Source organism: Pseudomonas sp. 10C3, from assembly GCF_036346185.1.
Classification (GTDB): Bacteria; Pseudomonadota; Gammaproteobacteria; order Pseudomonadales; family Pseudomonadaceae; genus Aquipseudomonas.
Genome location: NZ_JASJVE010000013.1, coordinates 51,411 through 63,327, shown reverse-complemented (window position 1 = coordinate 63,327; position 11,917 = coordinate 51,411). Strand labels below are relative to the sequence as shown.

13 protein-coding genes are annotated in these 11,917 nt (G+C 59.1%); 10 read left to right on the top strand and 3 right to left on the bottom strand.

Annotation, left to right across the window (positions count from 1 at the left end; translation table 11 throughout):
• Positions 1 to 25 precede the first annotated feature (25 nt).
• The 6 genes from QN399_RS14215 to QN399_RS14190 all read left to right on the top strand — a co-directional run bounded on the left by QN399_RS14215 (position 26) and on the right by QN399_RS14190 (position 5,621).
• The gene (locus QN399_RS14215; RefSeq protein ID WP_330201070.1) at positions 26 to 829 is read left to right on the top strand and encodes an AAA family ATPase; all 804 of its coding nucleotides are present in this window, start codon (positions 26 to 28) and stop codon (positions 827 to 829) included.
• Positions 813 to 1,400 (top strand): cytochrome c oxidase subunit 3 family protein, encoded by a 588-nt coding sequence (locus QN399_RS14210; protein ID WP_330201069.1) that lies wholly within the window; start codon positions 813 to 815, stop codon positions 1,398 to 1,400. Before QN399_RS14215 ends, QN399_RS14210 begins: the two co-directional genes overlap by 17 nt.
• 10 nt (positions 1,401 to 1,410) lie before the next feature.
• Positions 1,411 to 1,662: a cytochrome C oxidase subunit IV family protein gene (locus QN399_RS14205; RefSeq protein WP_330201068.1), complete on the top strand. Its 252-nt coding sequence runs from the start codon at positions 1,411 to 1,413 to the stop codon at positions 1,660 to 1,662.
• Between the two features lie 167 nt (positions 1,663 to 1,829).
• Complete coding sequence (locus QN399_RS14200; RefSeq protein WP_322178855.1) at positions 1,830 to 2,270, top strand: cytochrome c; 441 nt, start codon at positions 1,830 to 1,832, stop codon at positions 2,268 to 2,270.
• Between the two features lie 3 nt (positions 2,271 to 2,273).
• On the top strand, positions 2,274 to 3,701 hold the full coding sequence (locus QN399_RS14195) for a cbb3-type cytochrome c oxidase subunit I (protein ID WP_322178856.1): 1,428 nt from the start codon (positions 2,274 to 2,276) through the stop codon (positions 3,699 to 3,701).
• Between the two features lie 78 nt (positions 3,702 to 3,779).
• Positions 3,780 to 5,621 carry a VWA domain-containing protein gene (locus QN399_RS14190; protein ID WP_322178857.1) on the top strand — a complete coding sequence of 614 codons (1,842 nt, stop codon included), beginning with the start codon at positions 3,780 to 3,782 and terminating at the stop codon, positions 5,619 to 5,621.
• A gap of 27 nt (positions 5,622 to 5,648) precedes the next feature.
• Here QN399_RS14190 and QN399_RS14185 read toward each other — a convergent pair whose 3' ends face one another.
• Together QN399_RS14185 and QN399_RS14180 are read right to left on the bottom strand one after the other, a co-directional pair.
• Positions 5,649 to 5,840: a protein DnrP gene (locus QN399_RS14185; RefSeq protein WP_322217798.1), complete on the bottom strand. Its 192-nt coding sequence runs from the start codon at positions 5,838 to 5,840 to the stop codon at positions 5,649 to 5,651.
• 5 nt (positions 5,841 to 5,845) lie between these two features.
• On the bottom strand, positions 5,846 to 6,529 hold the full coding sequence (locus QN399_RS14180) for a Crp/Fnr family transcriptional regulator (protein ID WP_322178858.1): 684 nt from the start codon (positions 6,527 to 6,529) through the stop codon (positions 5,846 to 5,848).
• A gap of 532 nt (positions 6,530 to 7,061) precedes the next feature.
• On the opposite strand from QN399_RS14180, the gene QN399_RS14175 reads away from it, so the two are divergent.
• Entirely contained in the window at positions 7,062 to 8,252 is a 1,191-nt protein-coding gene (locus QN399_RS14175) for an NnrS family protein (protein WP_322178859.1), read from the top strand.
• A 28-nt stretch (positions 8,253 to 8,280) separates the two neighbouring features.
• Positions 8,281 to 8,718, top strand: a complete 438-nt coding sequence (locus QN399_RS14170) for a hypothetical protein (protein WP_322217796.1) — start codon at positions 8,281 to 8,283, stop codon at positions 8,716 to 8,718.
• Positions 8,719 to 8,805: 87 nt separating this feature from the next.
• On the opposite strand, the gene ytfE is transcribed toward QN399_RS14170, so the two are convergent.
• A complete protein-coding gene (gene ytfE / locus QN399_RS14165; RefSeq protein WP_322178860.1) occupies positions 8,806 to 9,480 on the bottom strand; it encodes an iron-sulfur cluster repair protein YtfE in 675 nt (224 codons plus the stop codon).
• A 151-nt stretch (positions 9,481 to 9,631) separates the two neighbouring features.
• Here ytfE and norR point away from each other — a divergent pair, with 151 nt between their 5' ends.
• Together norR and pdxH are read left to right on the top strand one after the other, a co-directional pair.
• Positions 9,632 to 11,161, top strand: a complete 1,530-nt coding sequence (gene norR / locus QN399_RS14160; RefSeq protein ID WP_322216723.1) for a nitric oxide reductase transcriptional regulator NorR — start codon at positions 9,632 to 9,634, stop codon at positions 11,159 to 11,161.
• 99 nt (positions 11,162 to 11,260) lie between these two features.
• Positions 11,261 to 11,908: a pyridoxamine 5'-phosphate oxidase gene (gene pdxH / locus QN399_RS14155; RefSeq protein ID WP_322178862.1), complete on the top strand. Its 648-nt coding sequence runs from the start codon at positions 11,261 to 11,263 to the stop codon at positions 11,906 to 11,908.
• Positions 11,909 to 11,917 lie beyond the last annotated feature (9 nt).

Here is an 11,917-nt window from a genome sequence, read left to right as displayed (position 1 = left end):
AGTCCTGCTTTTGCATGAGGTGCCCATGGACCGTACGCATTCTTTCGAACACAAGGCCGAACCGTTCTACCAACCACTGGACAATGAAGAGACGCTGTTCGAGCAAGCCTGGCGACATGGCATGCCGGTCCTGATCAAAGGCCCCACGGGCTGCGGCAAGACCCGGTTTGTTCAGCACATGGCCCATCGGCTGAAACTGCCGCTGTACACTGTGGCGTGCCACGACGACCTGAGCGCTGCCGACCTGATCGGCCGTCATTTGATTGGTGCACAGGGCACCTGGTGGCAGGATGGGCCGCTGACCCGTGCGGTGCGTGAAGGCGGCATCTGTTACCTCGACGAAGTGGTCGAGGCGCGTCAGGACACGGTGGTGGTCTTGCATCCGCTGGCCGATGATCGTCGAGAGCTGTTCCTGGAGCGCACCGGGGAGATTCTGCAGGCGCCGCCGTCCTTCATGCTGGTGGTGTCTTACAACCCCGGTTACCAAAACCTGCTCAAAGGCATGAAACCCAGCACCCGACAGCGCTTCGTGGCGATGCGCTTCGGCTATCCGCCGGTGGCCGATGAAGAGCGCATTGTCGCCAGAGAGGCCCAGGTGGACGTCGCGCTGGCGGCGCAGGTGGTCAGGTTGGGACAGGCCCTGAGACGGCTGGATCAACATGACTTGGAAGAGGTCGCATCCACCCGGTTGCTGATTTTCACGGCAAGAATGATCCATTCCGGGATGAGCCCGCGTGAGGCGTGCATGGCCTGTCTGGCTGAACCGCTGAGCGATGATCCGCTGACCGTTGCCGCGCTGATGGACGTGGTTGATGTCCACTTCTCCTGAAACCGCTACCGCGTCTCAGGGATATTTACCGGGCGATCTGGCGATGTGGTTTTTTATCCTCGCCGAGCTCTCGGTATTCGCGATCCTGATCCTCGTGTTCGCGGGGACCCAGGCACTGAAACCCCAGATGTTTAGCGAAAGCCGCCAGTTGCTAAACAGTTCCACTGGGTTGGCAATGACCTTGAGTCTGCTCACCGCAGGACTGTTCGCCGCGCTGGCTCAGGAACAGGTCAGGCAGTCGCGGGCACGTTGCGGCGGGGTCTTTCTGCTGGGGGCGCTGTTGGCTGCCAGTGTCTACGTGGTGTTGAAGCTCACCGAATACCGGCACTTGCTGGCCTCAGGGCTGAACCTGGAACACAACACGTTTTTCACCCTGTACTGGATCCTCACCGGATTTCATTTCCTCCACGTGCTATTCGGCATGCTTATTCTCGGCTGGTTGGCCGAGCGCTGTCGGCGGCGTCTGTACAGCACCAACAACCTCAGCGGACTGGAGTCCGGCGTGCTCTATTGGCACATGGTCGATCTGATCTGGGTCGTGCTTTTTCCGCTGGTCTACGTTCTGAATTAACGAGGTTCTCATGGCCGCTTCCAGGGTTCTGGTCGTCTGCTGGGCAGCGCTGGCTGCCTTAAGCGTGTGCACCGTGATGTTGGGGCATGCTGGCGCCTCAACGCAGCTGTCCATTGCCATCTTGCTGGTTGCCGTCGGCAAGGCCTGGCTGATCGCCGACGGCTTCATGGAAATGCGCCACGCGCCGCGACTGTGGCGCAGGTTGATGTTGAGCTGGGGAGTGGTTCTGGCGGCTGGGGTCGGACTGACCCTGGTGTCGTAGCCGCTGAGCGCAGGCAACGCCAGGCGGACCGAACACGGCATTGGGGCCGATTCTATGGCCTGGAGATTTATACCCGACCAAAACCATCGGACTTTCTTGATCGCCATCAAGCAGGTTTCAGCCCTTAGCTTCCTATCATGGACAGGCCAAGCAAAGAGGAAGCGGCTATGTCAGAGACCTTCACAAAAGGCATGGCCAGGAATATCTATTTCGGGGGAAGCGTGTTCTTTTTCCTGATATTTCTGGCCTTGACCTATCACACGGAACAGACCTTTCCAGAGCGCAGCAATGAAGCGCAATTAAGCGAGTCGGTGGTACGCGGCAAGTTGGTCTGGGAGCAAAACAACTGCATCGGATGCCACACATTACTGGGCGAGGGCGCTTACTTCGCGCCTGAGCTGGGCAACGTGTTCCAACGGCGCGGTGGAGAGGAGGGCTTCAAACCCTTTCTGCATGCCTGGATGAAAATGCAGCCGCTGGGCGTACCAGGTCGGCGAGCGATGCCTCAGTTCAACCTGAGCGATCAGGAAGTGGACGACATCTCCGAGTTCCTCAAATGGAGCTCGAAAATCAATACCAATGGCTGGCCGCCAAACAAGGAGGGCTGAGAGATGAGTATTGCTAATCCACATCTGAAATTCGCCTCGCAAGCCGTGGCCAAACCTTACTTCGTGTTTGCCCTGATTCTGTTTCTCGGTCAGGTGGTGTTCGGTTTGATCATGGGCCTGCAATACGTGGTGGGGGACTTTCTGTTTCCGGCCATTCCCTTCAACGTGGCGCGGATGGTACACACCAACCTGCTGATCGTCTGGATACTGTTCGGCTTCATGGGCGCCGCCTACTACCTGATTCCGGAAGAGGCCGACCGCGAACTGCACAGTCCCAAGCTTGCGATCATCCTGTTCTGGGTATTCGCCGCCGCGGGTGTGCTGACGATTCTGGGCTATCTGCTGGTGCCTTATGCGGGCTTGGCCAGGCTGACCCATAACGAGCTGCTGCCGACCATGGGCCGGGAGTTTCTGGAGCAGCCGACCATCACCAAGATGGGCATTGTGGTGGTGTGTCTGGGCTTCCTCTACAACATCGGGATGACCCTGCTCAAAGGTCGCAAGACCACCATCAGCATGGTCATGATGACCGGGTTGATCGGTCTCGCGGTGTTCTTCCTGTTCTCCTTCTACAACCCCGGAAACCTGGCTCGCGACAAGTTCTACTGGTGGTGGGTGGTGCATCTTTGGGTTGAAGGCGTGTGGGAGCTGATCATGGGCTCAATGCTGGCCTTCGTGCTGATCAAGATCACCGGTGTGGATCGGGAAGTGGTCGAGAAATGGCTCTATGTGATCATCGCCATGGCGCTGATTACCGGGATCATCGGCACCGGTCACCACTTCTTCTGGATCGGTGCGCCTGAGGTTTGGTTGTGGGTCGGTTCAATCTTCTCTGCACTGGAGCCGCTGCCCTTCCTGGCCATGGTGATATTCGCCTTCAGCATGGTGAAGAAACGTCGTCGGCAACACCCGAACCGCGCGGCGACGCTGTGGGCCAAGGGCACCACGGTGACGGCCTTCTTCGGCGCTGGCGTCTGGGGTTTTCTGCATACCCTGGCACCGGTCAACTTCTACACCCATGGCTCGCAACTGACGGCGGCTCACGCCCACCTGGCCTTCTACGGTGCTTACGCGATGATCGTGATGACCTTGATCAGCTACGCCATGCCACGCTTGCGCGGGCTCGGTGAAGCAGCGGACGAGCGCTCGCAGACCCTCGAGATCTGGGGCTTCTGGTTGATGACCCTATCGATGGTGATGATCACGCTGTTCCTCACCGCTGCCGGGGCTGTCCAGATCTACCTGCAACGCTGGCCGGTCGATGGGGTCGCGTTGCCGTTCATGGCCACTGTCGATCATCTGCAAGTGCTGTTCTGGGCCCGTCTGGCCAGCGGTGTTGGTTTCCTCGCAGGGCTGCTCTGTTATCTGTTCAGTTTCAAGCAGCGTGGTCGCGCAGCCATGCGCGCCCCGGCCGCTGTTGTCCCTTCATGAGCCGGTACAACGGCTAGAAAAGGTCGGCCCGGCTGATACAGCGGGCCGTTTTTTTGGTGTCCAAAAAGGACGAATCCCATGGCCTTTACCGTCGAACTGGAAGAGTGGGTAGGCAGTGTCTGGCATCGCTTCATCACGCGGCGCGCCAGCCCGGATTTCCCGGAAGCGCGGGTTGAGCTGGTCAGTCAGCAACGACCGCTGGCGCTGTTGTTTCGGGCCATGGGCGGCGCCAGTGGCATAGGTTTGGAAGCCGCCAGCGACCGTGATCTGTTGCTGCGCCGCAACGTGCTGCAGCAGATCGCCGGTACCTGCAAGCAAGTGCCATTGGCCTGGTGCGACGAGAATAATCTTCGTCTACCGTCGAGCCTCGCGGTCTTCCCTGAGGTCGCATTGAATGAGGAACTCTATCGTTGGCTGGCGCTGCTGGCGGCACAGGCCGGCCAGATGCGTCACTGGGGTCGGGACAATCAGCGTTGGACGCAGATGCTGCTGCAGCGCTACCCCGCGTTGCATTCTCGCTATAAACGCTTGGTCGATGCCCATCTGCAATTGCGCCCGGATCCGGCATCGTTGTGCGCCGGCGAAGCGGCACTGGAGCGGGCGCTATGCCAGGCGTTGCGCGTACCGGGCAGTGTCGAACATTTTCCGCGCTGTGAACGGGCGGCTTGGCCGCTGCCGTTGTGGCTATACCCACCGCAGCACCTCGCAAGTCCGCAGGCCGCCGATCTGAGCGAAGAGTCGGAAGAGTATCTGGCTACGCCTCCCGGCGAGCAGAAAGGCGGACGCAAGCGCGCCAAGCGGATTGACGAGAGCACTAGCAAAGGCGGGCTGTTGGTGGTGCGTCTGGAGAACCTGTTCAGCTGGACCGAACACGTGGATCTGGATCGTTGGTCGGACGACAGCGAAGACCCGGACGCCGCCAGAATCGCCGAGGACCTGGATGAGTTGACCCTGTCGCGTACGCGTCTGCGCAAAGGTGGCGGCCTGAAGCTGCACCTGGACTTGCCCCCGGCCGATGTCGACGATATTCCGCTGGGCGAGGGCATCAAGTTGCCGGAATGGGACTACCGCAAGCAGCAGATGCAGGACGGCTTCGTCAATCTGCAAATGATGCTGCCGCGCGATGGCGAGGCGCAACCGTTGCCGTCACGGCTGAAGGCCTCGGCGCACCGTTTGCGGCGTCAGTTCGAGCACTTGCGCAATGACCGCCAATGGTTACGCCAGCAACCCCAGGGCTCAGAGCTGGACATGCAGGCCTGGCTGGATTTTCACGTTGAACGTGAGCATGGTCAGTGCGCCGAACGGGGGCTGTTTATGGAGCAGCGGCAAACGCGTCGCGACTTGGCATGTCTTTTGCTGGCCGATGTGTCGATGTCCACCGATGCCCACCTGAACGATGAGCATCGCGTGATCGATGTGGTCAGGGACAGCCTGCTGCTGTTTGGTGAAACCTTGTCGGTGCTGGGGGATGATTTCGCCCTGTACGGATTTTCCTCGCTGCGTCGTCAGCAGGTGCGCATGCAGGAGCTCAAATCGTTCACCCAACGTTATGACGACAACACTCGCGGCCGAATTCAGGGGCTTAAACCAGGCTATTACACGCGTATGGGCGCAGCCATTCGCCAGGCCACGCAACTGCTGAGTGGCTGCAAGCGGCGGCGCAAACTGTTGCTGCTACTGACTGATGGCAAGCCCAATGATCTGGATCTCTACGAAGGTCGCTACGGTGTTGAAGACACTCGCGAGGCGGTGTTGGAGGCGCGGCGTCAGGGATTGACGCCGTTCTGTATCACCATTGACCGCGAGGCCGGCGATTACTTGCCGTATATGTTTGGCGCCAATGGCTACACTTTGATCCGCCAGCCTGAACAACTCCCCCTGCGTTTGCCGCAGCTGTATCGCCAGCTGACTCAGCCTTGAGCCCAGGCTTGAACATCGCGGTGCGGCTCAATTGATGCTGCGCGGCAGCCAGAAAAACATCGTCACGCAAAAGATCGTCAGGCCGATGCAGAACCACATGAATCGGCGCTGCCGACGTTCTGAGGCGTGTTCGGCCAGCGCCGGCAGGGGCATGCCGCACTGGTGGCATTCGGACTCCTGTGAAGGGTTCGCGTGTTGGCAATACAGACATATGGGCATGTCACTCACTCGAATTGTTCCAGGCGCAGGCGATCAAGAATCTCGATCTGACGACCGTCTTGAGTGATGATTTTTTCGTCGATCAAGCGACGGATGATTCGTGAAAACGTCTCCGGCTGGATCGAGAGATGCCCGGCAATCAGTTGTTTGGCCATTGGCAGTTCGAATTGGCTGTCAATGGTTTGCAGGCGCATCAGTTGCGTCAGCAGATACCGTACGACCCGGTGGGTCGCATTTCTCAGCGACAGGGTTTCGATCTCGTTGACCCGTTGGTGCAGGCGTACACACAACTTGCCGAGCAAGGCGAAGGTCAATCGACTATTGCTCTGCAGCAGGTGCATGTAGGTGTTGTTGGAGATTCGGTAGAGCTGAGTGGGGCAGACCGCTTCGGCCGATGCTACATAATTTGGGGTATCCATCAGCATCATCGCTTCGGCGAAGGTTTGCCGATCGCCGATGACTTCAAACACCTTCTCCTGCCCGTCGGGCGTCAGGCGGTAGATCTTCACCGCTCCGGCAATCACGAAATAGAACGAGTCCGCCAGCTCACCCTGGCGAAACAGCGGCTCGCCTTTGTCGATGCTCAGCAAGTGGCTGGTACTCATTAATTCATCCATCTGTTCTTCATTCAATGGCTCGAACAAATGATGACTGCGCAGAATTTGGTGGTGGACGCGATGAAGCACCATAAAAATTCATCCTGAAGGTTGGGGAGAGGGACGGCTATCAGGTCAAATGAGGCCTAGAGACACACCGCTGGCCACGGCCACGATCGAGGTCAAAACCACAAACCATGCCAGTGGCTGAATGACTTTTTTCATGACGACTCCGGGTAATCGAGTGGGGGGGAAGTTTCTTTGAAAGCCTTCATGCTTGAGCAAGACGCGGGCCATGCCCGGAGGCCCTTATTTACGGCGGGTATCAAAGACCGAGGTTAAAAACACCCTGTGCTTTATGGTTAAAAAAACCATTAAATGGTCAATTTTACCCTGCATGATTCAGCTGTCATGGTGAGAGTGCTTGTCTCACTCGCCGCAGGCGGGGCGGCTCGGCCCTGATTGGCTTTAGGGCACGCCCTTTGCAGACTCGTATTGGGCTACAGACGGTCAATCTAACCCCCCGACAGTTTGCAAGCTTGATGTGTGACAAATATCGCTCATCGTTAATACCAATGATTGAACTGGGATTTACCCGCTGGCAGTAAGGTAGAGGAGTGGCTTTATGCAAGTACTTGACCGCCGTACAGCGATGGCGATTGTGCCGCTGTTACGCCTGGCCTTCAGGCCATTTTTCCTGGTCGGCTGTCTTCTGGCGTTGCTGGCCATACCGCTCTGGCTGGCAGCCTTGAGTGGCGCGATATCCAGTTGGCAGCCTGCAGGCGGTTGGCTGGCGTGGCATCGGCATGAGCTGCTGTTCGGCTTTGCGTTGGCAATTATCGCGGGTTTTCTGCTGACTGCCGTGCAGACCTGGACCGGTCGTCCTGGCATCAGCGGCAGACCGCTGGCGGCTCTGGCGCTGGTGTGGTTGTTCGCACGACTGGCCTGGTTGGCGAATGTGCCGTGGCCACTGCTCGCTGTTCTGGAGCTGGCTTTCCCGCTGGCGGTGGCGGCGCTCATGGGCTTCACCCTCTGGAAGGTGCGGCAGAAACGGAACTACCCGATTGTGTTGGTGTTGCTGCTGTTGACCGCGGCTGACGGGTTGTCTGTGTACGGCCTGGTTGACGGCCATGAAGGCTGGCAGCGTCAAGGCGTTCTGACTGGCATCTGGCTGGTGGCGGCGATGATGGGTTTGATCGGCGGGCGAATCATTCCGTTTTTCACCCAGCGCGGCCTCGGTCGGGTCAATGGCGTTGCCGCCTGGCCCTGGCTTGATCGCTTGTTGTTGGTGGGCTCACCGTTGGTGGCGCTGTTGTATGCCGCCGGACCTGCGCTTAACCCCAATGTATGGGTCGGCCTGCTGTTTGCAGTGTTGGCAGCAGGGCATTTGCTGCGTCTGGTTCGCTGGCATGATCGGGCGCTCTGGCGCGTGCCGTTGCTGTGGTCGTTGCACCTGGCCTATGGCTGGTTGGCGGTGGCCTGCGTGGGCATGGCGTTGTGGCATTTCGGTGTGCCGGTGAACCCGAGTCTGGCGGTGCATTGCCTGACGATAGGTGCCATGGGCGGCTTGATTCTGGCGATGATCGCGCGGGTCACTCTGGGGCATACCGGTCGTGCGCTGGAGCCGCCGTCAGGCATGACCCTGGCGTTTATTTTGCTGAACCTGGCATGTCTGAGTCGGGTGGCGCTGGTGCTGTTGTTTCCGTTGGGGGCGTTATGGCTGGCGGGGCTGTGCTGGGCGTTGGCGTTTGCGCTCTATGCCTGGCGCTATGGACCGATGCTGCTACGGACCCGGGTTGATGGCCATCCAGGATGAGCAGACGAACTGACGGAGGTTGCCAATGATGTATCCCTTTTTGCTGGTCACTCATCTGCTGGCGGCCATCGCCTTTATCGGCACGCTGTTTTTCGAGGTGTTCATCTGGCATTCCGCCCGCCAGCAGTTGGCGAACGGTGGGCAACTGATGGCGGATCAGGCGATTGCGGTGCGCTCGCGCAAGGTGCTGCATGGGGTGGTGTTGCTGTTGTATGGCGCTGGCATCGGGCTGGCGTGGCAGCACCGTGGTGTATTGAGTCAGCCGCTGGCCAGCAGTTTTGGCACGCTATTGAGCCTGAAAATCGTTCTGGCCTTGAGCATCATCGGGCATTACTTGCTACTGGCGTATTGGCTGAAAAGCGCACGGATGACGTCGGTCCGCGCCAACTGGATTCGCCGCAGCATTCTTGGACACATGCTGTTGATCGTGATCCTGGCCAAGGCCATGTTCTATTGGCACGGTTGATCATCTCATCATCGTAGCTTCATCCAACCCAGGAAAAACCCGCGTCAACCGGTTGGCCGACGCGGGTTTTGTAGTGCAGGCAAGTGATCAATGGCGAGGGTTCAGGGCCTTGACGAACAGCACGTTGTTTTCCAGATGGATGTGCTGCATCAGGTCGTCTCGAAATTCCAGCAGCCCGCGATAAAGGGCGCGCCAGGTATTGCAGGCATCGGCAGGCGGGGTGATGTTGTCGGTAAGGGCGAGCATTTTTTCCAGGGCTTCACCGTGTTGATCATGTTCAAAGCGCAGCACCTGGATCGGTGGTGCGGCCCGGGGGCCCATTCCCTGTTGCAGCATCGGGAAGAGCACTTGTTCTTCCTTGAGCATGTGGCCTTCGAGTTCTTGCTGCATGTCCCGCAGGTGGTCGGCCAGCCCATTGGGGCAACTGCTGCGTGCACCATGGACCTGCTCGACACGGCGGGCCAGGCGGATCAGTTCCGGCAGTTGCTCGCGGTGGCGGGCGTGGTAGCGCGCCAGGATATGGGCGATCAACAGTTCCTCGGTTTCGTTGCGCCAGTCATGTTGGGTTTCACCGGCGTCTTGCAAGGCGTGGAGCGCGTCTGCAATCAGCAGGGGATCGAGGCCTTTGCCGAGGGCTGCTTCACGCAGGCTTTTTTGCCCGCCGCAACAGAAGTCCAGATTGAAGGCGTGAAAAGTCCGGGTGGCGCCGGGAATGTCGCAGGCCAGTTGGCCGAGACTTTGGTCCAGAAGGGTCAGGCTCATCGGGTTTCCTTTTAGGTTTCACAGGTTACCAACCCTTTTGCATCCGGCATGCCATAGTTAACCTATTGAAAATACTCGATTAATTTTTTGTTGTGGTGATAAGTACCCTGGCAGCCTAGGGTGAACAGAACCATAAAGGGTGATTATTACCATGCTGCGTGAAAGCCTGGCTGCTGACTTGATCGTCGAGCTGCCGAATGCCGTGCGTTTGCAACGGCTTGTCCACACCCTGCGCGAGTACTTCCACAGTGGCGCCGTGGGGTTGCTGCGTCTGGACGATGACAGCCTCAGGCCAGTCGCGACGGTAGGACTGGTTCACGAAGCGCTGGGGCGGCGGTTTGTCATCGCCCAGCATCCTCGACTCGCGGCGATCATGGCCTCACGCGAGCCCACCTGGTTCGAGCCCGACAGCCGCCTGCCGGATCCCTATGACGGCTTGCTCGACGGCCATGTCGGAGAACCGTTGCCAGTGCATGACTGCATGGGCGTGAGTCTGTATGTGGAAGGGCGGATATGGGGGGCGATCACTCTCGATGCGTTGCATGCAGGGACCTTCGACAGCCACGCGCGGGAGGAGCTCAAACGCTGTACGTTGCAGATCGAGGCCGCCGTGCGGGTAACCCGGCTCGAGCAGGAAAATCGCAGCTTGCGCTTGTCGCGCAGCGATAATCAGGACGTGCGGATGCCCGCTGAAGAAGGTGAAATTCTCGGTCAGAGCGACGTGTTGCGCCAGTTGCTCAATGAGCTGGAGGTGTTGGCCGATTCCGAACTACCGGTATTGCTACTGGGTGAAACCGGGGTCGGTAAAGAACTGTTTGCCCGGCGTTTGCACCGTCTTTCACGTCGGCGTCACAAGCCTCTGGTGCATGTCAATTGTGCCGCCTTGCCGGAATCACTGGCGGAGAGCGAGTTGTTCGGGCATGTCAAAGGAGCTTTTTCCGGGGCGACCAGTGATCGCGCCGGACGTTTTGATGCGGCCAACGGCGGCACGCTGTTTCTCGACGAGGTCGGGGAGTTGCCATTGAGCGTGCAGGCAAAATTGCTGCGCACGTTGCAAAACGGCGAGATCCAGAGGCTGGGCGCCGACAAGCCGCTGCATGTCGATGTACGGATCATCGCCGCGACTAACCGACACTTGCCGGACAGCATTCGCGACGGCTTGTTTCGTGCCGATCTGTATCACCGTCTCTCGGTGTACCCAGTGCCCATTCCGGCCCTGCGCGAGCGCGGTAGCGATGTGTTGATGCTGGCTGGGCATTTCCTTGAACTCAATCGGGCGCGGCTCGGCCTGCGCGGTTTGCGTCTGTCGCCGGCGGCCGAGCGCGCGCTACTGGGCTATGCCTGGCCGGGCAATGTGCGTGAACTGGAACATGTGATCAGTCGAGCCGCGTTGAAGCAGTTAAGCCGCGGCACCAGTCGTAACCTGATCATGACGCTGGAGCCCGAGATCCTGGATCTCGACAGCGCGATGGGGTCACAGGGCTCGGTTGCCAAGTTGCCGCTGGATGCTGCGCCTGACGTGCCATTCCAGCCCTTGGGCGAGGCTGTGGACGATTACCAGCGACAAAAAATTCTCCACGCCTTGAGCGTGTCTGGGGGAAACTGGGCCAGTGCCGCACGGCTTCTGGAGGTCGATCCCAGCAATTTGCACAAACTGGCCCGGCGTTTGCGGCTCAAGTGAGGGACGGCTGCTGGGTGTCGTTGCTCTGTGTTGATGGTGGTCAAGGTAGTGTCGCGCAGTGGCTTGCACACTGGGCAGAACCTTCTGGAGATCACCACCATGCCCCTTTCCCTGGCTGAAATGCGCCGTAGTTACACCCGTGATGGCCTGCAAGACGATCTGGCGATAGACGATCCTTTGGCCTTGTTCCGACAGTGGATGCAACAAGCCCGTGAGACCGAGAGTGCCCCCGTCGAGGCTAATAGCATGGCCTTGGCGACGGTTGACAGCGCGGGGCGACCACATTGCCGGATTCTGCTGCTCAAGGGTTTCAGCGATGAAGGCTTTACGTTTTTCGGCCATTACCAGAGTGACAAGGGGCTGCAACTGGCGAGCAATCCCTGTGCTGCCATGACTTTTTTCTGGCCCGGTCTTGAACGTCAGGTTCGTATTGAAGGCCAGGTGTCCAGGCTCGACCCGCAGCTCTCGGATGCTTACTTCGACTCCCGCCCGCTGGCCAGCCGTCTGGGTGCCTTGGCTTCACCGCAAAGCCGTCCAGTGGCGAGTCGGGCAGCGCTGGAATCCTTATTGGCAGAAACCGAACAGCACCTCGTCGGCCAGACGTTGCCGCGACCCGAGCATTGGGGCGGTTACTGCCTGCATCCTGAACGGCTTGAATTCTGGCAGGGGCGTGCTGATCGCCTGCATGATCGTCTCGACTACCGTTTGCAGAATGGCGTGTGGCAACGAAATCGTTTGGCGCCTTGAGCCCAAAAG